The organism is Limnoraphis robusta CS-951, from assembly GCF_000972705.2.
Map to the genome: position 1 here is coordinate 16,173 of NZ_LATL02000204.1, position 25,372 is coordinate 41,544.

General features: G+C 39.7%; 21 protein-coding genes and 1 pseudogene. 11 read left to right on the top strand and 11 right to left on the bottom strand.

The genetic code is table 11. From position 1 onward, the window contains the following. Positions 1-258: 258 nt before the first annotated feature. From WN50_RS17455 to WN50_RS17475, 5 genes are all read left to right on the top strand, one after another. Positions 259-1,227: a glutathione S-transferase family protein gene (locus WN50_RS17455; RefSeq protein ID WP_046277679.1), complete on the top strand. Its 969-nt coding sequence runs from the start codon at positions 259-261 to the stop codon at positions 1,225-1,227. 151 nt (positions 1,228-1,378) lie between these two features. Further along, on the top strand, positions 1,379-2,716 hold the full coding sequence (locus tag WN50_RS17460; protein ID WP_046277680.1) for an ABC transporter substrate-binding protein: 1,338 nt from the start codon (positions 1,379-1,381) through the stop codon (positions 2,714-2,716). Positions 2,717-2,748: 32 nt separating this feature from the next. Further along, positions 2,749-3,657 carry a carbohydrate ABC transporter permease gene (locus WN50_RS17465; RefSeq protein WP_046277681.1) on the top strand — a complete coding sequence of 303 codons (909 nt, stop codon included), beginning with the start codon at positions 2,749-2,751 and terminating at the stop codon, positions 3,655-3,657. 3 nt (positions 3,658-3,660) lie between these two features. Further along, positions 3,661-4,533: a carbohydrate ABC transporter permease gene (locus WN50_RS17470; RefSeq protein WP_046277682.1), complete on the top strand. Its 873-nt coding sequence runs from the start codon at positions 3,661-3,663 to the stop codon at positions 4,531-4,533. A 36-nt stretch (positions 4,534-4,569) separates the two neighbouring features. Beyond that, the gene (locus tag WN50_RS17475) at positions 4,570-5,643 is read left to right on the top strand and encodes an ABC transporter ATP-binding protein (RefSeq protein WP_046277683.1); all 1,074 of its coding nucleotides are present in this window, start codon (positions 4,570-4,572) and stop codon (positions 5,641-5,643) included. Positions 5,644-5,672: 29 nt separating this feature from the next. On the opposite strand, the gene WN50_RS17480 is transcribed toward WN50_RS17475, so the two are convergent. The 5 genes from WN50_RS17480 to WN50_RS17500 form a co-directional block, all read right to left on the bottom strand. Further along, complete coding sequence (locus WN50_RS17480; RefSeq protein ID WP_046277684.1) at positions 5,673-7,391, bottom strand: PhnE/PtxC family ABC transporter permease; 1,719 nt, start codon at positions 7,389-7,391, stop codon at positions 5,673-5,675. A 50-nt stretch (positions 7,392-7,441) separates the two neighbouring features. Continuing rightward, a complete protein-coding gene (locus WN50_RS17485; RefSeq protein WP_046277685.1) occupies positions 7,442-8,197 on the bottom strand; it encodes a phosphonate ABC transporter ATP-binding protein in 756 nt (251 codons plus the stop codon). Between the two features lie 18 nt (positions 8,198-8,215). After that, entirely contained in the window at positions 8,216-8,416 is a 201-nt protein-coding gene (locus WN50_RS34140) for a hypothetical protein (protein WP_152964850.1), read from the bottom strand. Between the two features lie 301 nt (positions 8,417-8,717). Then, positions 8,718-9,629, bottom strand: a complete 912-nt coding sequence (locus WN50_RS17495) for a putative selenate ABC transporter substrate-binding protein (RefSeq protein ID WP_200906304.1) — start codon at positions 9,627-9,629, stop codon at positions 8,718-8,720. A gap of 70 nt (positions 9,630-9,699) precedes the next feature. Further along, positions 9,700-10,467, bottom strand: coding sequence for a class I SAM-dependent methyltransferase (locus tag WN50_RS17500; protein ID WP_046277687.1), 768 nt, complete (start codon positions 10,465-10,467; stop codon positions 9,700-9,702). 58 nt (positions 10,468-10,525) lie between these two features. Between WN50_RS17500 and WN50_RS17505 the strand changes: the two genes are divergently transcribed. The 5 genes from WN50_RS17505 to WN50_RS17525 are packed head-to-tail and all read left to right on the top strand — an operon-like array spanning position 10,526 to position 16,130. Continuing rightward, the gene (locus tag WN50_RS17505; protein ID WP_046277688.1) at positions 10,526-10,846 is read left to right on the top strand and encodes a nucleoside triphosphate pyrophosphohydrolase; all 321 of its coding nucleotides are present in this window, start codon (positions 10,526-10,528) and stop codon (positions 10,844-10,846) included. A gap of 34 nt (positions 10,847-10,880) precedes the next feature. Further along, positions 10,881-12,530 carry a WG repeat-containing protein gene (locus WN50_RS17510; RefSeq protein WP_049560029.1) on the top strand — a complete coding sequence of 550 codons (1,650 nt, stop codon included), beginning with the start codon at positions 10,881-10,883 and terminating at the stop codon, positions 12,528-12,530. A gap of 16 nt (positions 12,531-12,546) precedes the next feature. Next, complete coding sequence (locus WN50_RS17515) at positions 12,547-14,427, top strand: DUF3370 family protein (RefSeq protein ID WP_053221538.1); 1,881 nt, start codon at positions 12,547-12,549, stop codon at positions 14,425-14,427. After that, complete coding sequence (gene pdxA, locus WN50_RS17520; RefSeq protein ID WP_046277690.1) at positions 14,417-15,454, top strand: 4-hydroxythreonine-4-phosphate dehydrogenase PdxA; 1,038 nt, start codon at positions 14,417-14,419, stop codon at positions 15,452-15,454. The genes WN50_RS17515 and pdxA overlap by 11 nt, the downstream gene beginning before the upstream one ends. Positions 15,455-15,506: 52 nt before the next feature. Further along, the gene (locus tag WN50_RS17525) at positions 15,507-16,130 is read left to right on the top strand and encodes a Uma2 family endonuclease (protein ID WP_046277691.1); all 624 of its coding nucleotides are present in this window, start codon (positions 15,507-15,509) and stop codon (positions 16,128-16,130) included. Here the strand turns inward: WN50_RS17525 and WN50_RS17530 are convergent. The 4 genes from WN50_RS17530 to WN50_RS17550 all read right to left on the bottom strand — a co-directional run bounded on the left by WN50_RS17530 (position 16,117) and on the right by WN50_RS17550 (position 22,488). Next, positions 16,117-17,694 (bottom strand): VanZ family protein, encoded by a 1,578-nt coding sequence (locus WN50_RS17530; protein ID WP_046277692.1) that lies wholly within the window; start codon positions 17,692-17,694, stop codon positions 16,117-16,119. The genes WN50_RS17525 and WN50_RS17530 overlap by 14 nt on opposite strands. A 212-nt stretch (positions 17,695-17,906) precedes the next feature. Further along, positions 17,907-20,009, bottom strand: a complete 2,103-nt coding sequence (locus WN50_RS17540; protein ID WP_046277694.1) for a hypothetical protein — start codon at positions 20,007-20,009, stop codon at positions 17,907-17,909. A gap of 507 nt (positions 20,010-20,516) precedes the next feature. Further along, positions 20,517-21,404, bottom strand: a complete 888-nt coding sequence (locus tag WN50_RS17545; protein WP_046277695.1) for an EI24 domain-containing protein — start codon at positions 21,402-21,404, stop codon at positions 20,517-20,519. 19 nt (positions 21,405-21,423) lie between these two features. Next, positions 21,424-22,488, bottom strand: a complete 1,065-nt coding sequence (locus tag WN50_RS17550; RefSeq protein ID WP_046277696.1) for a branched-chain amino acid aminotransferase — start codon at positions 22,486-22,488, stop codon at positions 21,424-21,426. 226 nt (positions 22,489-22,714) lie between these two features. Between WN50_RS17550 and WN50_RS17555 the strand changes: the two genes are divergently transcribed. Beyond that, positions 22,715-23,209 carry a DUF427 domain-containing protein gene (locus WN50_RS17555; protein ID WP_046277697.1) on the top strand — a complete coding sequence of 165 codons (495 nt, stop codon included), beginning with the start codon at positions 22,715-22,717 and terminating at the stop codon, positions 23,207-23,209. Positions 23,210-23,300: 91 nt separating this feature from the next. Here the strand turns inward: WN50_RS17555 and WN50_RS17560 are convergent. Continuing rightward, a pseudogene (locus WN50_RS17560) lies at positions 23,301-24,767 on the bottom strand (DUF3987 domain-containing protein). Between the two features lie 482 nt (positions 24,768-25,249). Next, on the bottom strand, positions 25,250-25,372 hold a 123-nt coding region (locus tag WN50_RS32370; RefSeq protein ID WP_200906305.1), incomplete at its 5' end, for a transposase.

The following is a 25,372-nucleotide window of genomic DNA, read 5'->3' on the forward strand; positions in this document are numbered from 1 at the left end:
GTAATAACCAAAATACATAGTGATCAATTCCGGCGATAATCTCTGTATGATTTGAACATTGAGAAAAATTTATTCCGAATCAGAGATCATTTAATATTTATTAATAGACTTATCAGTATAGCTTAACGACAGTTCAAAGATCAAGGGGGTTGAAATTTTACGGCGACTCATTTTATTTTTTGATTCTGAATTAAAATAAAAAGGGCAAGTCTTTAGAAATAGAACGTTTGAAGAAACTGAACACCCACAGGAGGAATCATGCCACTCGGAATGTTAGTTGAGGGAAAATGGACAACGGAATGGACAGAACAAGATAATCAAGGCAAATTTAACCGAATGCCAACCCAGTTTCGCAACTGGATTAAAAGCGATGGTTCAACCCCTTTTCAGCCCGAATCTAATCGCTATCATCTTTATATCAGTTTAGCTTGTCCTTGGGCGCATCGGACGTTAATTATGCGAAATTTAAAAGGACTACAAGATGTGATTACGGTTTCAATTGTTGATCCTGAAATGGGGGAAGAGGGCTGGAAATTTTCCGAAGAACCCGGTTGTATTCCTGATCTTGTTAATAGCTGTGAATATTTACGCGATCTTTATGTAAAAGCTCATCCTCAATATACTGGACGAGTAACAGTTCCAGTCTTGTGGGATAAGCCCAATCAACTGATGATTAATAATGAATCACGGGAAATTATTCGGATGTTGGATCTAGAATTTTCGGCTTATACTCAATCGGATTTAAACTTATATCCCGAGGAACTTCAAGAGAAAATTGATCAGACCCTTGACGCGATTTATCAACCGATTAATAATGGCGTCTATCGTTCGGGTTTTGCTTCAACTCAAAGCGCTTATGAAGAAGCTGTGACCGAATTATTCAATCATCTCGATCACTGGGAGCAGGTGTTAGAAAATCAGCGTTATTTGTGTGGAAATCAACTCACGGAAGCTGATGTTTGTCTGTTCACAACACTATTTCGCTTTGATGCCGTTTATCACGGTCATTTTAAATGTAATTTACGGCGAATTGTCGATTATCCTAACCTCTGGAACTACGTCAAAGATATCTATCAAACACCAGGAGTTAAAGAAACCTGCAATTTAGATCACATCAAACGCCATTACTACAAAAGCCATACTCAAATTAATCCTACCCGAGTCGTTCCGAAAGGGCCGATTATTAACTTCGATGAACCTCATGATCGCGACAAATGGAGTCATTGAGTCGGAGGGAATTGATTAGATCTCTATCTTAGGAGAGGGGAACTTTTCCCCTCAACGTGTTAAAATGACCTAAAATTTTGGCATTATAGCATTTTTATTCAACATGAATTTAGGGGCTATTTTTGCAGTTATTTTATTTTAAATACAAATAATGTTTGAGGGTCAAAAATCAAAATATCAGTTCATTTTTTTCTCGGTTTCATTCCTGGGGAGTCGGCGCGTAATTCAGATAATCGGGTTAGCGATCGCAACGCTTTTCAGTATTGGGCTATTCAGTTATTTTCCCTCATTTTCTCAAGAATCTGTTACTGTCCGATTTTTAGTACAAGCTGGAGAAGCAACCCAATTCGCATCTTTTGCTGAAGATTTTAACCAAAAAAACCCTAATATTACTCTAGAAATTGTTCGAGGGCCGAATAATACGAACTTAGTTGAAGATCTTTATACCTCTGCCTTTTTACTCGGAGATTCACCCTATGATATTGTGTATATGGATATCGTTTGGGTGCAAAAATTTGCAGCAGCCGGATGGTTAGCGGATTTATCGCCTTGGGTTGATCCGAATTTATTAACACCCTATTTAGAAGGAGTCACAGAGGGAGGACGTTATCAAGATAAACTGTATAGAATGCCTCTGCGGGCTGATGGTGGAATGCTGTATTATCGCACAGATTTGTTGAAAGAAATTGGGGTTGAACCGCCAGCAACTTTTGCAGATTTGTTCAAGATTTCTAAACAAATTCAAGACAAAGGTTTAGCCCAATGGGGATATGTTTGGCAGGGAAAACAATATGAAGGATTATCGGCTATGTTTACCGAAGTTCTAGAAGGATTTGGAGGATTTTGGGTTGATCCAGAAACCAATGAAGTTGGACTCGATAAACCTGAAGCGATTGCAGCCGTTGAATTTTTGCGTCAAACGATTACAGAAGGAATTTCTCCAGAAGATGTAACGACTTATTCAGAAGAAGAAAGTCGATTACTCTTTCAAAGTGGAAATACCGTTTTTTTACGCAATTGGCCCTATGTTGTTCCCCTAGCAAATCAATCTCAAATAGCTAACAAATTTAGCATTAAACCAATGGTTCATGCGCCCGGCTTAAATAGTGGGGCTTGTTTAGGGGGTTGGGGATTTGGTATTTCCAGTAATTCACCTCATCAAGAAGAAGCCTGGAAAGTAATTGAATATTTTAATACGGTTGATGTGCAGCGCGAGTATTTTTTAAAAACCGGGTTTGTTCCGGGGCGGCGCTCACTGTTTTTAGATGCAGCATTAGTTACGAAATATCCCCATTATCCTCAACTTTTAGAGGTGATTAATAACTCCGTTTTACGTCCGCCTATTGCCCAATATGCTCAAACCTCTGACATTTTGCAACGTTATCTGAGCGCCGTCTTAACAGGTTCTCAAACTCCCGAAGCTGCGATGCAAGCAGCAGCCCGAGAAACCCGAACATTATTAGGAGGAAAACAAAAAATCAACAGTTAAAAATAGTTGATTGTCGTTTATATTAAAGATGAATGAAACAAAAAGATATTGAACAACGAGAAAAAACCACCGGATGGTTACTGATTTTGCCTGCCTTATTCATTTTAGCATTGGTGTTTATTTATCCGATTGCTCGGGCGTTTTGGTTGAGTTTTTTTACCGAAAATTTAGCCACTCAGTTACAACCGATTTTTTCAGGACTGTACAATTATTCTCGCCTACTGGGAGATAGTCGTTTTTGGCAAAGTTTGTGGAATACCAGCGTTTTTACTCTGATTTCAATTACAATAGAATTAATCTTGGGCATGGGAATTGCTCTTATTCTCAATCAAAGCTTTCGCGGACGAGGATTTGTGCGAACCTCAGCGCTCATTCCTTGGGCGTTACCAACGGCTGTTATGGGGTTAGCTTGGGCGTGGATTTTTAATGGTCAATATGGGGTCGTCAATGACCTATTACAACGCTTAGGATTGATGGAAACGAGCATCACTTGGTTAGGTGATCCCACAAGAGCCATGTTTGCTTTAATTGTCGCAGAAGTTTGGAAAACTACCCCTTTTATTTCTATTCTTTTGTTAGCGGGATTGCAATCGATTTCGATGGATTTATATGAAGCGCATTCGATTGATGGAGCAACACCTATTCAGAGTTTTCGTCAAATCACTTTACCGCTCTTAATGCCTCAAATTATTATCGCCTTACTGTTTAGATTTGCTCAAGCTTTTGGGGTATTTGATTTAGTTCAAGTGATGACGGGAGGAGGGCCAGCAGGGTCTACAGAAACCGTTTCTATCTATATCTATGCAACCGTTAGACGTTATTTGGATTTTGGATATGGGGCGGCGTTAGTTGTGGTGACGTTTTTCTTATTAGTAATAGCTGTAGCCATTGCCGCATTTTTACTGTCAAAAAGTCGTGTTAATTTAACTGGAGGACAATAAGTTATGGCGAATATTTCCAAATCTGACACCTCGGCAACACCAACCGACATCAATTGGAAAAATATTCTTCTATTTATTGGAGTTATATTTACCGTTATCTTTTGTTTAGCTCCGATTTTATGGCAAATTCTCACCTCATTTAAAACCAATGAAGCGATTGCTGCGATTCCTGCAATTTATTTCCCTAAATTCAATCAACTTACGCTTGAACATTATCTCAATTTAGGTTCACCTTTTATTGGATATATTCTTAATAGTGCTTTTGTTTCTTTGACTTCAACACTTTTTTGTTTAGCAATCGGTGCGCCAGCCGCTTATACTCTAGCCCGGTTGCGAATTCCGGGTGAAAATATCATTTTAGGCTTTATATTACTGGTGACTTTATTTCCCTATGTGTTATTATTTTTAGGACTGCTAGAAGTCGTGAAATTTTTGGGACTGGGAAATAACTATCTGGCCTTGATTATTCCCTACACTGCGATCAACTTACCCTTAACCATTTTAGTTCTTAGAAGTTTCTTCCAACAACTGCCTAAAGATTTAGAAGACTCGGCTAAAATAGACGGTTATAATACTATTTCTATGTTATTACAAATTGTTCTGCCGATGACCACTCCAGCGTTAATTACAACGGGAATTCTCACGTTTATCTTTGCCTGGAATGAGTTTATTTTTGCCCTAACTTTTATTACCCGAGAAAACTTGTATACGATTCCGGTTGCTGTTGCTCAACTCGGAGGGGCTTCTGTTTATGAAATTCCTTACGGGCCAATTGCTGCGGCGACAATTGCGGGAACATTCCCCTTAATTCTATTAGTTTTGCTGTTTCAAAGACGGATTGTTCAAGGCATTACGGCGGGCGCTGTTAAGGGTTAATTTTTCATTAAAAACTCAATTTAAAAACGATTAACTATGGCTGAACTCAAACTTGAAAATCTCCGTAAACAATTCGCTCCCTCTGTTGTTCCCGTTAAAGATATTAGTTTAGAAGTAAAAGATGGTGAATTTCTCACCTTACTCGGCCCTTCTGGATGCGGGAAATCAACCCTATTACGATTAATAGCAGGACTCGAACAACCCACCCAAGGAAAAGTCTTGATTGGCGGAAAAAATGTGACATCAACTCCACCCGGAAAACGCAATATTTCAATGGTTTTTCAAAGCTATGCACTGTATCCTCATATGAGTGTGTTTGAAAATATTTCAGCCGCTTTAAAACTGCGTAAAACTTCGCGAGAGGAAATCGAAAAACGAGTTCAAGATGTGACGCAACGACTCGGTTTAGAACATCTGCTAACTCGCAAACCCGGTCAACTTTCGGGAGGTCAGCGTCAGCGAGTGGCGTTGGCTCGTTCGTTAGTGCGAAATCCTGATATCTTTTTATTAGATGAACCTTTGAGTAATTTAGATGCGTTATTGCGAGAACAGGTTCGGGCTGATTTAAAACAGTTATTTGAATCCCAAAATAAGCCAGTGGTTTATGTCACCCATGACCAAATCGAAGCGATGACTTTATCGGATAAAATTGCGGTTTTGTGTGAGGGATATTTACAGCAACTCGCTTCTCCTCGTGAGATTTACACTGCACCTGCCAATAAGTTTATCGCGGGTTTTGTGGGAAGTCCTCAAATGAATTTACTCAAGCTTAACTGCCAGAAAAATACAGCAATTTTAGGAGAATATCAGATTATTTTACCTCCCTTGAAAACTCAACCTCATCAAGTTATTTTGGGAATTCGTCCTGAAGATATTAGCTTAGGAGAAATAGAAACGGGTCAAACAATCACAGGTTATATTTTTCTCGTTGAAGATTTTGGCAAAGAAAAATTACTGAGTCTGCGAGTAACAGGTTCGGATCATACAGTCAGAATGATGGTTCCTTCTGATCGAAGTTGGGAGGGAGAAAATATTACCGTTTCTCTGTTCAAAAAACAATTCCATTGCTTTGATGTGGAAACAGGCGATCGCCTCAATTCATCGACTTAAAATAAGAATCATCTAACCCATTCATTTTTTTATCTTAATGTTTTTCGCATAAAATGACTGATAAAATCGACAAAAATGGTGAGAAAAACAAAAACAATTAAGGTCGCCAAAACACTGTTATAATCAAAACTACTTAGTTGTTCTGTGAGTAACCGTCCTAAGCCACCTGCACCAACTAAACCCACAATTACAGTCGCCCGAATACAGACTTCCCAACGATAGAGAATATAGGCGATAAACCGGGGAAGCGTCAAGGGTAAAACGCCATAGATAAACACTTGAGGACTCGTGGCGCCTAACCCCGAAAGCGATCGCAAGGGACGCTGATCTAAATTTTCTGTAACTTCTGCCATTAATCGTCCTAAAATCCCCAGATTATGTAACCCTAAAGCAATGGCTCCGGGTAAAATTCCGGGAAATAAAATAAACAGAAAAATTAACGCCCAAATTGGTTCAGGAACAGACCTAGCAAAGAGTAAGATAAACCGACTTATACCCCAAATGACGATACCAAAGTTGAACAAAGGAGGATTTTTATTTTGACTAAAATCAAAGATTCCACCGGGTAATAAGAAGTTATTTGCAGCCGGAAATGAGAGTAAAATCCCACCTAAACCTGCTATAATTATCGCTAAAATAGACAGGGCGAGAGTTTGTTGGGCTAGGGTAAAAAGCTGTTCAAGTTCGCTAAAATCGGGCGGCAACGCTTCTTGTAAAATTGAGACGAATAATTGCCAAGTTCGAGGCGACCACAGTTTAGAAAAATCAGCGTTAATATCCCAAAAGGAAAAACAAATTAAAATTAGGGTAAAATAACCAGATAGGGTAACAAAAGAAGGAAAACAATATTTCTTTACTGCTATATTTTCTGAATTTTCGTTGTATTTTTTGTCGGTTTTTAACTGCAAAATATTAAGATCTAAGCGAGAGGGCGCACCCAAACGATGACGCAAGCTTGAACTCCACAGATCGGTCAATCCGGTTAAAATAACTAATGCAATTAATAGCGTCCAAACTTGATGATAACGCAAGGATTGAAGGCTGAGTAATATTTCATAACCCAAGCCACCCGCCCCGATTATTCCTAATAGAGTCGCTGAACGGATAGAGCATTCAAATCGATAAAAAGTGTAAGATAAAAGGTTGAGAAAGGCTTGGGGAAATAGGGTGTAAAGAAAGGCGTTGAGAGGGGAAATACCACTACTCAAAAGGGCGGTTAAAGCTTGGCGTGGGGTTTCATCTAAAATATCTGAAAAAACTTTGGCGGTAATGCTACCAAAAGGAATGGCGATCGCGAAAATAGCGACAAGCGGATCGAGTCCAAAGATATTAATAAAAAATAAGCCCCAAATCGCTTCGTGAATGGAACGAGGAATGCCTAAAAGCGATCGCACAAATAACCAAGGGGTTGCTAAAGAATCAGGAGAAAGCGATCGCCACCAAATTTCTGAGGACAATAAACCGCCAATTACACCGATGAAAATACTGAAAACAGTACCACAAACTGCAAAGCTTAAGGTTTTTAAACTTGCTTCTAGGGTCAGTTGAATAAATTCTCGGTTAAGTTCGGGAGAAAAAGCAGCCTTGAGAAATGGTTTAACTAAGCTAAACCCGCCAAAGTTCACTAATTCTTGTTGAAAAATTCCGGCTATTTGGAATGACCAAATTAGAGATAAAGTTGTAATAATCAGCCAAACGGTTTTCCAGTTGACTAGAGAGGGACGTTTGATTTTAAAGGTTGAATTCATTCCTTAAATTAGCGTTAATTGATAGAATTTTATGATAAAATAGAGTTGGTTTAAAATAGAGTATCGTATAATTGATCAATCCGATCATCTGTTAAGCTGTTAGCCGGAAGATCAAAGAAAATTTTCCCTGCTTTTAAACCAATAATACGCTGATAATGACTGCGAGCAAATTCAATGGCGTGCAGACTGGTCACGAGAGTTTTATTAGTTTCTTGACTTAATTGACGCAGTAAATCTATAATTTCCGAGGAGCGTTGCGGATCAAGACTAGAAATCGGTTCATCGGCTAAAATTGCAGTGGGATTCTGCACTAAAACCCTGGCGATCGCGACCCGTTGCTGTTGACCTCCTGAGAGGCGATCGGTACGTTCAAAGAGTTTTTCGGGAATTCCTACTTGTTGGAGGGCTTGGGTTGCTGTTTTAATTTCTAGAGGATAAATGAGTGAAATTGCAGCTTTAAAAAATGACCAACGCCCTAAATGACCTGCGTTAATATTATGAATCACTCGCAGATTATCCACCAGATTAAATTGTTGGTAAATTGTTCCGATTTGTTGTTGAACTTGACGACGTAATTTTGGACGCAGGTTTCTCAGATTTCGACCCAGTATGTAAACTTCACCTTGAGTTGGAATAATTGTACCATTTAGTAAACTCAGCAGGGTACTTTTTCCCGCACCAGAAGATCCAACTAATGCGACTTGTTCTCCTGCTGTAATCTTGATGTTAATATCAGTCAAGGACTGAAATTTTCCAAACCGATGTGTTACATTTTTGAGTTCAAAAATTGGAACATTTTGCATCATTGAACAAAGACACTGAATTTAAAAACTGACATCTATTTTAACCGTTTTTCCAGTGTCTTTATTATAAAGTGTTAGTTCCATCACATTATCAAACCGTTCGGCTCTCTCCACAACCCAAGAAGTCTGAATCAGAGTATTTACTTTGTCGGGATTGGGCATAATCACTTCTGCACCGGACTGAGCTTTTAAGATAATCAATGTGCCTAAGTTTGTTGACAATTGAAAACCTATTCTTTCGGTGTCAATTTGTGAGCGCGAGTAATTACAATTAAACAGTAGAAAACTAGAATCATTAGTCCCAGATTCATCAATCTGGCAGGATACAGTTGATTGTGCGATCGCTGAATTGGCTAGTCCAATCCCTAGAAAAAATAACAGCGACAGAAATAGATTTTTGAGCATAGTATTTACCCAAAGATTTAGAGTATCGTTTTAATAGATTGATCCCTAGCTATTTCTAAATCATTTAGAATGAGGCCGTTAATCCCAAATTATATCGGCTCAAAACACGGTTCAATTATTACTTTATTTTGCCAATTTCTCGCCCGACTTCCTCAATTTGAGAATAGTTGGAGTTTTGAGTGGTAATAAACTGACCTGCGCTGAACAAATCTAGGATTTCCTTTTCCTCCGGCACATTGGGATCAAGACTCATAAAAGCCTCTTGTACCTTTTGAACGAAGTCTGCGCCGTATTGTTCCTTAACTTGGGGGTGAATGACCCAATGGTAATCATAATAGGCAGGTGTACGCCAAATCACCTCAACCTGATCTAAGTTTATCGCATTTTCTTGAACTCGTTTTTCCCAAACTTTTTCATTGACTGCACCCACCTGATAGGTTCCGGCTTCTACTAATTTAATAGTCTTATCGTGATCGCCAGAAAAACCCGGTTCGCCTTTAAAATCTTCTAGAGTGACACCTGCTTGTTGAAGAAAATACTGCGGCATTAATCGCCCCGATGTTGAAGATTCACTTCCAAATGTCAAGGTTTTGTCTTTAAGTTTTTGCAGTTCAGAAATATCATTTAAAGGGGTAAGTTCGCTAGATTTGTGAGCAATGAATAAACTATGAAACTGTTGATCAACATCCCGTTGAGCGATCGCTTCTGCTCCCGGAACTTGTAGACGCGCTTGAACTCCCGTTAAACCGCCAAACCAAACTAAATCTAAATCCCCGACTTTAAAAGCTGTTACTGCTGCTGCATAATCTGTGACGGGTTTGTATTCAACGGGAACGCCTAGTTTTTGTTCTAAATAGGTGGCTAATTGTTGATACTTTCGCTGTAATTCTTCTGGATCTTGGTCAGGAATTGCACCCACAATTAACGCTTCTTCAGAGCCACCCGTTGACGTTTGAGAAGAAGGAGAAGAACAGGCTGCTAAAGGTAGCATAAAGACCAAGATTCCAAAAAACAAAAATTTTTTAATCATCAGTTGATTCCCTTGAATTGTGTGATCCTAAATCTTTTAGATTATACTATAATTTTAAGCGTTTTCAACTCTAATTAAAAATCTCTGGTTTTTGAAAAATTAGCAGATGTTGTTGAGGTAAAATGTCTTTTGTTTCTTGCCAAACTAAACCAACTGCTTGCATTTCTTTTTTCACTTGCTTTTCGCTCATTTTGTGCAAGCCTTTGATCATAACCCAGGGATTTTCCTTACGGTATTCTAGCAAAACAACCCGTCCTCCAGGCTTGAGACCTTGAACAATTCCCTGCATCATTTCTCGGGGATATTCAAATTCGTGATAAGCATCAACCATCAAAGCGATATCAACCGTTGATTCCGGTAAATTAGGGTTTTCAATATCCCCTAAAATTGTTTCAATATTGCTAATTTTTTCCTCCCTTTTCACAAATTCGATTAACTCTAACATTTCCGGTTGAACATCCACAGCCAAGACCTTTCCTTGAGGAACTAACGGACTAATTCTAAAGGTAAAATAACCCGTCCCCGCACCAATATCAGCCACAATATCAGTCGATTTAAAATCAAGTACATCAATTGCTTGTTCGGGTTGTTCAGAAGTCATGCGACTGGGACGTTCTAACCACGCTGCCCCCTCATGTCCCATAACCTGAGCAATTTCTCGACCCATATAAAACTTACCAATTCCATCGGGACTATGAACCAATCGTTCCTGATAAATGCTATCAGAATGGGAAACAGAAACAGACTCAAAAAAAGTACAACCGTTCAGTCCGATTGCGAATATAATGAACAGGAAAATGAGAGTAACTTTCTCAAAAAGTTTACTGAAAATTTGCATGACAACGAGTAACTGAATTGAGGTAATCTTAATCTATTGTACAGGAGGATCAGTATCCATGCGTCAAGAACATAATAAACTCGTGCGTGATCTCATTCCCGAAATAATTCGCCAAGCGGGTCGTCAGTGCGATAGCATTATCCTTTCTGAAAGCGAATATCGTCAAGCATTGCGGGATAAACTTCTAGAAGAAGCCCAAGAAGCAGCAACTGCAAATGGAGAAGATTTAATTGAGGAGTTGGCGGACTTACTGGATGTGATTGATGCTTTAATAGAAAGTCATCATATTTCTCAAGAATCAATTCTATTAACTCGCGATCAAAAACGTGCGGAAAAGGGCGGATTCACTCAGAAAGTAAAATTATTATGGACTGAGTAACGGTTATATTCAATCACTGAACTTGAGGTAAATAATGTTTTCTGACGTTCAAAACCATTGGGCGAAATCGTCCATTCTTGAGCTGGCTGGACGGAACCTGGTTAGCGGTTATCCCGATGGAACTTTTCGCCCAAATGCTCCAGTTACACGGGCTGAATTTGCCGTATTGATGTTTAATTGTTTTTCTAAATCTCCTATTATTCGGGATTTTATTAACTTCAAAGATGTTCCCAAAAGTCATTGGGCTTATGATGCGATAAAAAAGGCAAACTCTCGGGGTTTTTTAGTGGGTTATCCTGATCAAACCTTTAAACCTGATCAACAAATTCCCCGAGTTCAAACAATGATTGCTTATGCAGGTTATCTGAAGTTAGAAAATCCTCAATCTCCGACAATCAATGGAGATTTTAGCTTAGACAAACTCTTGCAAAGCTATTTTGAAGATGCGGCTAATATTCCTAACTATGCTAAACCCTTAATGCTAGCTGCTGCTTATCATTATTTTGTGGTTAACTACCCAAATTCCAAGAAATTAAACCCGAATAAACCCTCAACCCGAGGCGAAGTGGCGGCGTTAATTTGTCAGGCTTTGAAGTTTTGGGGTTCTGTTCCTGCTGAGTATATTGCAACAGAAAATCCTTTCGCTATATTTCCTCAATATAATTTTGTCTTTCCTTTTTCTCAAGGGTTAGCAGTTGTCAGTAATCGCTTAGAATATCCTAGTTTTGGTTATCAACAGATTGTGATTGATCAAAAAGGGAAACCTGTTATCGATCTTCAATCCTATAATTGGAGTAGTCAACAATTTTCTGATGGACTTTTGCAAGTTTCAGTTAATGAAAAAGCAGGATTTATTACAACAAGTGGAAATATGGTCATCTCACCTCAATTTGAAGCAGCATCGGATTTTTCTGAAGTGTTTGCTGCGGTATATATTGATGGGAAATACGGTTACATTGATCCCAGTGGAACGATGAGAATTCCTCCACAATTTGATCAAGCGGGTCAATTTAAAAATGGTATGGCAATGGTCAGTTTAAATCAAAAATATGGCTACATCAACCAACTGGGAAAAGTCATCATTCCAATCGAGTATGAATCTGCTTCAGACTTCTCCGAAGGACTCGCAAAAGTTAAAATAGAAGGAAAATTTGGTTTTATTAATCCTCAAGGAAATCTAGTCATCTCACCTCAGTTTGAATCTTGTGAATCTTTTTCTGATGGATTGGCTCGTGTGAAGTTTGAAAATCAGTATGGATTTATTGATAAAACGGGTAAAATTGTTATTAAAACCTCAAATCATGTTGAATCTTTTTCAGAAGGACTAGCCGCAATTTTAGTGAATGATAAATGGGGATTTATTGATAAAACGGGAAAAATTGTAATTGCTCCTCAGTTTTATGGTATAAACCATATCCAGCCTTCTATTGTTAAAAGGTTTTCAGAAGGACTGGCGGCTGTAAGATTAGGTGCAATTTGTGGGTTTATTGATCAAAATGGAAATTGGGTTATACGACCTAAATTTAGCGATGCAGATTCATTTTCAGAAGGTGTTGCATCGGTGAATTGGGGTGGAAAATGGATCTCTCGTCCTACAGCATATGATGGTTCAGCAGTACCTACTGATTGGGAAACCGTTTTAGAAGATGGAAAATGGGGATATATCAAAAATCCTTTAAAGTAAATTTAAAATTAATAAAATGACATTTAAAGACCTAGAAAAACACTGGACAAAAGACTGTATCCTAGAACTTGCTAAACGAAATCTCGTTAGCGGTTATCCTGATGGAACCTTTCGTCCAGACAAAGACATTAATCGCGCCGAATTTGCAACGTTGATGTGTGCTATCTTTCCTGAAGCGCAAGTCAGACGTCAATCGATTAAATTCAAAGATGTTACCGAGAAACATTGGGCGTATAACGCCATAAAAACAGCTTCAGAAAAGGGATTTTTTGCAGGTTATCCAGATGGAAGATTTCGACCTGAACAAAATATTACTCGTGTCCAAGCTATTACGGTTTTAGCAGCTTATTTGCAATACTCTTCTTTCTTGTTTGAGGAACATCCATTTGACAGATTTTTTCTAGATTCTACACTCATTCCCGGCTATGCTACAGAATATATAGCCAAAGCAATTCAAACCGGAATTATTGTAAATTATCCTGATATTCAAGAATTTAGACCTAATGAAAATACGACCAGAGGAGAAGTCGCAGCACTATTTTGTCGAGTTTTAAATTTCGCTGGAGTTCCCTTAGAATATGTTGTGGGTTTAGATATCAAACCGATGGAAATTCGCCCGTTACCCGGTCAACTCAATACTTTACCAACCTTTAACAGCAACAGCCCAGAACTAATACGTACTGAAGGTATTTTACTCTCCACCTTTCCACCCAATAATAAACAATTTCCAAAGGCTCATCTAAACTTTCCCTTTACCGGAAGATTTGATATTTTTTCCCATCATATTACACGGGCAGAAACCAAGTCAGAAACCCATCCTTTTTATCAAGGAATTATTCTGTACAATCCAACCGATAATAATATTAATGTTAAAATATTAGCGGCAGCGAGTTATCTGAGTACGCCCGATGCACCCTATATTAATTTACCTGAAAAACAAGAAAATTCCCAAGGAACTGTTTATTCAGGCCCGGGAAGTCGCACGATGAATGAGGTTCTGCGAGGCAATCGTCAAGATATCTTTTCTGAAGAATTAACCCTCGAACCTAAACAGTATAAAATGCTGATGAATTTGCCGATTCCGGTTCCGGGTTTTCCCGCTTCAAATGGTCGTTCAACGATGATCCGTCTCTCTACAACAGGTCAAATCTATGTAGCAGATTTAGCCCGAAAAGCCTCGTTAAATGCTGATAAAACCTATCGTCCCCCAACCTTATCAGAATGGATTGAACTGTTAAATAATAAAGGACTCGCTGAACCTCGTGATAGAACTCCCACACCACTCGAACCCCAAGTCACTTTACCTATTGTTTTTAGTCGAGTTGCAGGAGTATCTCAGGGAACTGAATGGCAAGCCGAAATTACTGATAATCCTGAATCTAAAGTTCTCAGTATTCCTCAAATTGGAAAAGCCTTTTCCTATGTGATTGGAACCCTTCATAAAATTACACTCGGCACCCAACAAGTTCAGAGTGCTAAAATGTTAGTTCGATATCCCGATACCGCATTTTTTGCTCATGCTAACTATGGAATTGAGTACAAAATAGGCTTCACGTTATATAATCAGTTTAGTCAACAGCAAACCGTTCGGATTGGTTTTTCCTCTCCTTTAAAAAATGATGAAACCGATGCGCTGAAAAATCAGCTAATCTTTCTCCAGCATCCCCCAGAAGATACCTTTTTTCGCGGCACAGTTCGAGTAAGTTATGATGATCTACAAGGTGGTTTTAACATGGGTTATTTTCATCTGATCCAACCCCGGGGAAAACAGGGTGAAAGTATATTTTCGCGGGTTGATCTTCCACCCGCTTCACGTCACCGGGTTGAGATTAATTTTCTTTATCCACCTGACTCAACACCTCCCCAAGTTATTACAATTGAAAGTTATGTATTCTAAACCTCATCTCGCAGTCACATTAGGCGATCCTGCCGGAATAGGGCCGGAAGTTATTCTAAAAGCTTTAGCGGATAAAAGTTTAACTTCCGAATGTCATATCACCTTAATTGGTCATCGCAAAATTTTACAACAAACTTATGAAAACTTACACTCAATTTCCTCATCTTTAGCTATTCCAGATGATTTAAATATTTTAGAAGTTGAACTCAATGAAAACTGCCATAAAATAACACCCGGAATCGGAAATATTGCCAGTGGTGCGGCAAGTTTTGCCTACTTAGAAACAGCGATCACCCAAACATTAGCCGGAAAATTTCACGCCATTGTCACCGCACCCATCGCTAAAACCCACTGGAAAGCCGCCGGACATGACTATCCAGGTCAAACCGAATTACTCGCAGAAAAAGCAGAAATTCAACGCTTTGGGATGCTATTTGTCGCCAAATCTCCTCACACAAACTGGACTCTACGAACGCTATTAGCAACGACTCATATTCCGTTATGTGAAGTTCCTAAAGCCTTAACACCTGAACTTTTGAGCTTGAAATTAGACTTATTAATTGAATGTTTAGAACAAGATTTTGGCATCAAAAATCCTAAAATTGCAGTCGCAGGTTTAAACCCTCATAGTGGAGAAAATGGGCAGTTAGGGACAGAAGAAAAAGACTGGATGATTGACTGGATAAAACAGCAAAGCGATCGCTATCCCCAACTGCAATTAGACGGCCCTATTCCACCGGATACCCTTTGGGTAAAACCGGGTCAAGCCTGGTATAATTCTGCAACAAATGCTCACGATGCCTATCTCGCCCTTTACCATGATCAAGGCTTAATTCCCGTTAAATTAATGGCATTTGATCGGGCTGTTAATACAACCATTGGTTTACCCTTTATTCGCACTTCCCCTGATCATGGTACAGCTTTTGATATTGTGGGAAAAGGGATAGCCGATGCTTCGAGCATGAAAGCTGCATTGCAGTTTGCGATAGAATTAACCCGTCAAAGATTACATGAAACTCAAAGCTAATTTTTTCTCAAACAATCCTGTATCATTAATATAAACAGAGTCAGTCATTGTGATGAATACTACTCAAATTTATCAAACAGAAAGTTCACCTCTCATTGTACAATTGCATCCAGTGATTGAGATGACAGATGAACAATTTTTTGCCTTTTGTCAAATTAATAGAGAGCTACGCATTGAACGAACGGCTCACGGAGAATTAATAATTATGTCACCCACAGGATCAGAAACAGAAGAACGTAATTTTGATCTCATTGGACAATTATGGATGTGGACAAGACAAGATGGAACAGGTGTGGGGTTTGGTTCAAGCGGGGGTTTTATGCTTCCAAATGGAGCCGTGCGATCGCCGGATGCAGCTTGGATTAAAAAATCTCGTTGGGAAGCAATTCCTCAAGAACAACGTCAAACATTTGCTCCCATTTGTCCAGATTTTGTGGTTGAATTACGATCAGCTTCTGATCGTTTAAAACTATTACAAGAAAAGATGCAGGAATACATTGAAAATGGCGCAATATTAGGATGGTTAATTGACCCAATCCACAAACAAGTTTATATTTACCGCCCACAAACAGAAATAGAATGTTTAGAAAATCCTGCAACCGTTAGTGGAGATCCAGTGTTGTCGGGATTTGTATTAGATTTAAACAAAATTTTTTCAGGAATTAGTGAGACTTAAACCCCCATCCCACAGAGACTCTCAGCACAAGCCAAGTGATCACCGTTATCACCATATTTAAGCCGACATATTTCCAAGTCCAAACTCCATTTAGACTACTTGCTAAAACCCCTTCAACTAAAAGAGCAGGAACCACTACACCGCCTAAAATTAACAGCAGATAGAATATTAAATTACCCCGATAAACCCAAGAAATTAACGTTAAAATGAGTCCGATAGGAATAAAAATAAGTCCATGATAAAGGATATAATATAATTGATTATTTTCGGGATTCAGAGGCATTTTTTCGGACAAGGATGAAAAAACAGACCAAAATAAAGCGGCTTCAGGTGTAAATTTTATGCTGTACAAGTTCTCAATACTGTCTAGATAAATTTTCAATTCTGAGCCAGTGTAGCTGATAATCATCTGATAGGTTTTCGGCTTTGAAAATACATCAAAAATCTGAACTTCTGGTTCCATTCCATTCTTTCCAGTTATCGGATTTCGCAAACGTATCCGTAATTCTGAACCGGACTGTCCGATCATAAAATTTCGATTCATTACATCATTGGAAATCGATAAAATGCGAGCAGGGCCATCTTGGGTTGAGTTGGAAGTTGTAATTTGAGTATTTAAAGTAAATTTAGAAGTTTGTCGAATTTTTTCACTTAATGACTTGACGGGTTCTGTACTAATTAAAGCGTGATTTTTACCTAGAAAAACACCTAGATCATTCACCTCTGTTGAGGGGGTTTCTATCCACTCTAAATCCGGTAAATTTCCCGTTTTATCAGAATAGTTATTTTTTAATTCCGTAAACTCGTAATCAGCAATTAACGAATCAGCAATCGCTGCACAGGATTTTTTGTCAGATAAAAGTTGAGAAATTTCGGCTTCTGATGCGGCTTGATTGGAAATACAAAGCTGAGAAATTTGACCTTCCCAACTGCGATATCTTGTTAATTCATCACCGATAATTAAAGGCAAATTATCATCCCAATCATTCAGTTGAGTTGCGGCTTGTAAGTTCCATAATAGCAAACTCACAGTGATCACATACCCAATTAATACAAAAGTTAAACTGGGGAGAGAAAGCAGGGATCGAAACGAGCGATACAGAGAACTTAAAAAAGTTGCAGGTGTTTGTTCGAGTTTGTTTTTAATCACGTAAAAACTCAAACTTCCTAAACAACCACTGAGACTATTAGAAAATAGATCGACTGAAGTGGGCGCACGGGAAGGTAAAAAGACTTGTAATAACTCAACCGATGATGATAAAATAAGACTAAAAATACCAACAATTATAATCGTATCTGAGGGATTGAATTTATTTTTATTCAACAAAGCAGCTAAACTCAAGCCAAAGGGAATAAAAAGCAACAAATTCGCAAATAAATCCGTCCAGCTACTATGCTTCGTAAAGCGATCAATGATGAACTCTAGAGATAGATTCTCAGGAAAAACAAAGTTAAAGGGTAAAAGGGTCGTGAATAAAATTAGCAAGATGCTCACCAGAAGAATCACACCAGATCCGGCTTCAAGCAGAATCAACAAATTCTGGTCTGAAAAAGTTTTTTTCATAAGTAATTAACGACTATTGATTTGAGAGTGAGCCAGTTCTGTCGAAGTCCTGCGCCCACGCATTGATCAATTATAGCGTCACGATTTATAATTCCCCAACCGTCAAAGCCTCCAAACAGACTGAGGTTGACTCCATTGTTGTCGCAAATTTGTGGAAATAATCCGGAAACCAGACCCCAAAACATCACGAATAACAGGGGGAAAATTAACAGTTAGACTCGAGCAACAAAATTATTAAATACTGTACCCATATCATCGCCTCCCCACTCCCAATTGACCACCAAGCCAATCCGACGAATCAGAAGCGGTTGTTTTAACTTCGGATAAACATCAGTTAAAGCCCGATACAACACAGGTTCGTCATTAATTAAAGCCGTGTAATTCATCCCATCAAATACTACCCGCAACGTATGAGTGACGCCCCAATTAATCCGACGCCCCACCGACGCCCCAACTGCATCATAAACATCTTCAAACCCATGAATACAAAAAAATGATGAAATCGAAGCCCCCGTATAACTAGCACTCAAACAATTTGCCACAATCATATAATTACTTTCATCTTGCCAAAAAATTAATCCCCCTCGACCTTCCGTTTTCTTATTTTTATAGAGTTTTGGGGGAGTAATATCTACTTGCACATCGGCAAACAACGCATCATCCCAGTCAACGGTATAAACCGTTCGACCCGGATTAGGATTTGGCAAACTTGCTTTGACTTTTGCCCGATTTTTTCCCGTAATTATAATCGCTCCTTTTCCAAATTCTTTGTGCCAGCTTTTATTTCCTTGAGTTGTTCTTTTTCCCGATAAGTCTTGAGCAGAACCTTCAAATTTTTCGACGACAACCCTCGTCTTTCCATTTTCAAACCAAGGCGAACCCATGTCTATTTCATGGGGAATAGAAATCGAACGCGGATGAACTTCAAACTCGCGAAAATAAAGCTGATGATTAGCCTCTTTTGCCGCAAAACCAGCCCCAGTTGCTTGTTGAAATCGGGTTTCATTAAAAGATGTATTAAACAATAACTTACCGTTGAGATAGAGGTTAAAACTGTTGCCATCATCCAATATTTGCACCGAATGAATGCTGTTAGGCTGCAAAGACAAAGCATTACTAACCGCGATACTATTACCCCGGCCTTTTTGTTTAATCTGAAGCTGACATTGACTCTCACTCAGCCACAAACACCAGCAGTTTTCCTGATCCTGTACTCGCCACAAAATAGCAACGGGTGTTATAATATCTGAAGTCTCAATTAAAGTATGAATAAGTCCACTCGTTTGACGGGGATTCAAAATAGCAAAACTATTGGATTGGATCGCGATCGCACCTTGAACAGACCGTTGATATTTTCCTTGAAAAACCTGCCACTTTCCCCCAACTTCCCCCACCATACTGTTAAGTGAACCTTTACCGACTAAGCGATCGGCCCCGTGAGCGGTACCATACCACTGCGTAAACGAGGGAATTTCGACAATTTGCGTACCGTAGACTCGCGTATCAATACTAAACCCAGTTTGTCCTAAAACGTTTTGATAGATAGCCCCATAAACGCTTTTATCCGTATTAAAGGGATCGATCGCTAGAGGACGCAGCTCGGGATAAGCCGTCAGTCCCAAAACGTTGGGAACAGAAGACGCATAATAGACGGCACCTTTTTCTCGCAAAATCACCACATAATAAACTTGCAGGTTTTGCAAGCCTTGAAAAGCAGACTGAAGCCTTTCACCCACACGAGTCCAAAGTTCACCGTTTTCTGAGCCTGTCCCCTGAACAATAAAAGCATTTCCCTCGTTAAGCGGATCAACCGGAACCGGATTCGCAAACCAGCCCACCGCCAAGTTTTTATCCAGACGCGACTCCTGAAACCCTTGCGGGGTGTTATTCGCCCAAAATTGCCATCGCCGCCACATTCGCTGTTTGTAGGGACTTGCGACCAAACCCAAGAACTGCTGTAGGGGGGCGCGTGAACCACTCCCGGCGACCCAACGCAGCGATCGCCCCAGGATTGACTGCTGAAGATCCGCTCTGTGTGAGGTGTTGTGACCATTCAGCATGAACACCGCCAAAGTTAAGCCGTTTCTGCGACGATAAGGCCCATAGGCTATTCCCTGACGTCCCCAACCCGGTTTGAGCAAATAAGGTAGACGCAAAGCGTCGTTATCAATGGCGATCACTCCTTCTCTGTCGCTTCCCTGACGCAGCAGGCCACTCCCAGAGAGAGTTCCAAGGGTTTGACCGGGTAAACGTTCATCGGAGTAGGAGTCCGTTGTTAGCTTTTGAACGGCTATCAGTGGGTCTACATTTTTCATTGTTGAATTCAATGTTTTATACTCCGAGATTGCTCGATTTTGTGGTTTTGTTTTGTTGATGGCTGGCAAAATTACGATTTCTCAAATCAACCCTATTCTCTTTTTTATCTCCGCGATGAACCGACCCTCAACTTATATGAAATACTTAAATGGTTGCTACAGATAATCGATGGGGTGATAGAGAGACAGTTATCAGTCACCAAGAGCGTAGGGGGAATTCATAAATTACCCCTACCAGTTAACCGTTTTTGCATGAGTGCATGGGTGCCTTTTCTATGGGTGCCTTTTGCATGAGTTTCTCTTGCATGAACACCTCTTAATATTTACCCTAATATAACCCCTCTTAAAAGACAATCATTCAATCCTAACTTGAGCAAATCTTTACAATAGAGGGGGTTAATCTTCTACTCACTTTACAAAGACAGGTGTTATGTAAAGTTCAGGCTTCAATAGGTCTAGACCTTTTTCAGTTAGAGAAATAGCCTGAATCAACTTCCTCTCAAATAACTAAACTGGAGGAACTTCTGCGGAAGTCGTCTGTTCTTGGGAAGCAAAATAATAGGGCCAAAGGCGATCGCAAAAGAATAATGTTCCTGAACCGACACAGACTGGAATAGCCAGTAAATTCACAAACGGAATCATAATTAATCCCAAACAAACGAAAGCAAAACTCCCACTTGCGGGTAACGCTAAACGGAACATTTTCAACTTCTCTCTAAACTTTAACCGTCGTCGTTCTAAAGGAGCATCTACAAAGTCTAAAAAAGTCACCGTCGCCGCCAGTGAAAATCCGCCGATTGTGAATAAAATAGATCCATAAACGGGTAAAAAATTGAGCAGTAATAACGGTATTCCGATTCCCAATTGGAGGGCGATTTTTTTCAGTTCAAATAAAAGCGCTCGTCCGATATCTTGGAAAATACTCGTTAAACTATTGGGGGGGAGAACTGCTGGTTTACCTGTTCTTAATTCTTCCAGTTTTTCCGAAAGTTGACCATACCAAGGCGCACCCAAAATTCCCCCAAATTGCAGCAATAGAAACCCAATCACAAACAGTAAAGCCCCAACTAACACCATTCGCAGTAACCAACCCAAAATCACCGCAGATACATCTAAATACCTCAACCAGGTTGGTAAATTTGCCACCCAAGTATCAATCTGATGATCTAAGTTAGAAACGAGAACCTCAATCCCATTCAAGCCCGGAAACAGTAACCCCACATACAGGAGAATACCGACAATAATATTAACGATAATGGGAACAATCACATACCCCCAAAGATTAGGCGTTCGGATAAACAAACCCAAGGCTCTAAAGGGGTAAGTGAAGCCCAAAATTAATCCCAAAGGGGCATGAATCAACGAGGGAGGTTGTTTAATTTGTAGAGGTTTCATGCAGGATTAAAAATCAAAATTAAACTCGGACAACCCAGCCGTAAGGATCTTCACATTTAGCTGTTTTAATGTCTTCCAATTTCTGACCCACAGCATGACTATACTTATATTCAGAAACCGGAGGCAAAGTCAAATCTCTTCCTTGATAGTTAATCGTTGAAATCGGAGCTATCGTCGCCGCCGTACCCATTCCAAAGGCTTCCATCAAAACACCGCCATCATAAGCTTCGACAATTTCATCAATAGAAACCAGTCGTTCTTCAACAGCAACTCCCATATCTCTAAACAAAGTTAACACAGTATTACGGGTAATTCCATTTAAAATCGTTCCCGTTAGTTTTGGAGTAACAACAACGTTATCGATTACAAACGCCAAATTCATCGTACCGCATTCTTCAATGTATTTTCGATGAATCGCATCCAACCAAATCACATTATCATAACCTTGAGCTTTCGCCTCTTTATCGGCTAATAAACTCGCGGCATAATTCCCGGCAACTTTCGCCGCACCTGTTCCCCCTTCACAAGCGCGAACATATTGCTCTGTAACTATCAATTTAACGGGTTGAGAATAATAGGCACCCACTGGACAAGTAATAATAAAAAATTTGTAACTTTCAGACGGTTTCAAACCAATTAACTCATCCGTCGCAAAATAAATCGGTCGGATATATAAACTTCCTTCTCCCGCAGGAATCCAATTTGAATCAAGTCGAATTAATTCAGTTAAGCCCGCTAGAAAAACATCCTTAGAAATTGCCGGCATACATAATCGTTGAGCTGATAAATTAATCCGTTCAAAATTCGCTTCTGGTCGAAACAGTAACGGTTCTCCCGCCGGACTTTTATAGGCTTTCATTCCTTCAAAAACCGCTTGACCATAATGTAAAGCAGACAGAGAAGGTGCCATTTCTACGGGTCCGTAGGGAACAATTTTTGCCTCCTGCCAATTTCCCTCATCATAGGAAGCGACAAACATATGATCACTAAATACCTTACCAAAGGGAATCTTGTCACCGTTGAGTTCGTTGAGGCGGGAATGGGTAACTTTTTCAACCGAAAGATCAGGAGCGAATGTTGACATAAAGGGTTCTATCCTTGAGTAAGCTTAATGTGATCTATTCTATCAGGAAATGCGATCAGATACAAAAATGACTTCTTTGTACTCTATTTTACCGGGGAAACTTAGGTGATGTTAGAGAATATTAGCCTGAATAAGTTTGAGCGTTTTAACTTGCATTTATCGGGTATTTAAGTTATAATTTAACTCAGATAACCATCAAGACAACCTACAATCAAAGCACGTTAAAATGAGACCACAACCGATTCCTCCTCAACCAGGTCAAGAGTCTGTTTGGGATTATCCCCGTCCGGCAATTTGGCAAGATGTCAGTCAACCCATTAAAATCATCTTTAATGGAGAAGTCATCGCCGAAACTAAACAAGCCAAACGAGTTTTAGAAACCAGTCATCCGCCTGCTTACTATATACCCGCAGAAGACATTAAGCTAGAGTATTTGATTGAAACACCTCGTATAACCTGGTGTGAATGGAAAGGCCGCTGTGTTTATTACGATATTAAATTAGGCGATAAACACGCAAGTCAGGTCGCTTGGCGTTACTTTGATCCGACCCCTAATTTTGTTTCTATCAAAGACTCCTATAGCTTCTATGCGAATGTCATGGATGCTTGCTATGTCGGTGATGAATTAGTTAAACCCCAAGCAGGTGACTTCTATGGCGGTTGGATCACCAAAAATATTGTAGGCCCGTTTAAAGGAGAGCCGGGAACAATGGGTTGGTAAGTTGATTTTACCCCAGTATCTTACCCGAATTTGACTCATTTTCTGGAAAACTGAAAGAGCTGTAGGGTGCGTCAAACTATCGATCTCGTGATCACTGAGAAACGATGGGTTGAGGATCGCTAGATTCATAGTTGTGTTTAAACTCTTTTGCCATGCCCATGTAAGGGTTCTTTCCGTTGACTAAACCATGTGTAATCCCCCAGTCAAATGCCTTTTTAATTGCTTGCAAAACTCGCTTGGTCAAGCTCTCTGTTTTATTGGTAATCAACCATTCTCTAGCGGCTAAAGCCTGATAAGGAGAGTAAATACCGCATTCTTTAATCAAAGGCAAAATTACCCTTTTATAGTAGGTGTAAGTGCTTTCCTTCCTGATGGGTTTTTGATACTCCATAAACAGCTCGTAGAGATTGACTAGCGAGAGATTGGAAGAAACAACCTCAATTTGTGAAAGCTGTTCAATCAATTGCTCATTTTGGGAATCTTCAGCCAGAAGCTCTATGGCTTTGATTTGTAACTCCTCTAGATTGCCGTTAACAGTTTCACCTTCAGCGTCAGCATGAACGAGCTTGACCTGATAGAGATAATATTGAGCCAGTGCGATCGCCTGACTCATGGTTGAACCGTCAACCTCAACCGAGGGGGGTTGATCGGCGATCGCTGCATTGAGTCGGTGCAGAATCAGAGCCAGTTCGCCTGTTACCCCCTTCATTTTTGCCAAAACAGAACGCATTCCCTGTCTTGTTTCCTGATCAACTAAATCTGCAAGATGGTTGAACCATTGTTTGTATTGTTGCTTGGCTTCTGGTGAAAGGATATGAGTGATTGCACTTTGTCGCTCTAGTCTCTGATAAATTTCCCTGAGTAGTTCATCAGAGTCATAACAGATATCTGATTTTGGGTAACGAGTAGATTTAACTTTACCTAAATAATCCCAAATAAACCTAGCCCATTGTCCGTTAGAATCACTCAAGTCTCCGTTTCGTTTCCTCAAAACATCAGGTTTAATTCCTCCCGTAATGCTGTAACCAGACTGTTTTACGAAAAGCTGTTTTCCGTTAGCGCGGTCAACTTTAAAACCCGTACCATCTCTGCCGGATAACATTTTTTAAATGTCGTTTCCTTTGCCTGAATTATGATACTGATTAGCCCCTTTGAACAATCCTTCTAACTCATCAAAATAACCTACGAATCCTCTAGTCGGTTGGTCGTTTTGAATTTTACCAATTGCCTCAGTTGTTGCATCTGAGGTGAAGTAATTATGCAGTTTTGGTTGAGGGGGTTCAGGTTCGTTATTCTTCTCAGCAAGGCTGCACGCTTGCTCCCAATCTTCCATCGCTTGATTGTGTTCTGTAAGTGCCTCACTCTGCATAGAGTAGAGAGGACTAATAATCTTCTTAAGCACGGGTGTCTTTCCAATTCCTGATTCTCCAACTAACCCCGTGTACAAAATAGGATGAGCATAGAACCCAGTTGGTTTAGCCAGTTCTAATCGGGTATCAATGGGCATTAAAGATGCAGCAACAGGGAGTAAAACAGTTAACATTGCTGACTCTGGCATCCCCAACCATTGAGAGATTTGAGCTAGAGGTTTAGCAAGATGAGGATGTAGGAACTCTGACAATCTAATCGTTTGACTGTCAATCTTTAACAACTGTTCTAACTCAGCTTTATGTTGATCTAGTTGTTCATTACTCTCTGATTCTTTGAGGATGTGTTTATAGAGTCGATTAACTTGCCCGTCTGTCTTGTCATATTGCTTGGCTATCTCCTGTAAGCGTTCTTCTTGTTCTGACTCAGATAGATTGGAGTCAATTAATCGTTTTAAGTCTTCACGGATAGTAGATTTTTGGCTCAGTTGAGATTGGCTCTGAGACGGGTTTTTAACATCTGATTTTGCGCTTGCTTTCGGCGTTTTTGATTGATTGTGAAACGCTTTAACACAATTTTCTAAGGCATCATCTGACAATGTTGCAGTTGGGTTATCTTTCTCTGCTGATTTCCAAATTTGACCGAAAATAATGGGATACAAGCCCCGTCCTTCTAGGACGGCTTTTTTTGATTCTTAATGTATTGAATCAGTACGTCAATAGGTGCGCCGCCAACGGAGATAGCAAAATAACTAGGACTCCACAAAGCTGTTTTACCATATGGTTTTTTCAACCC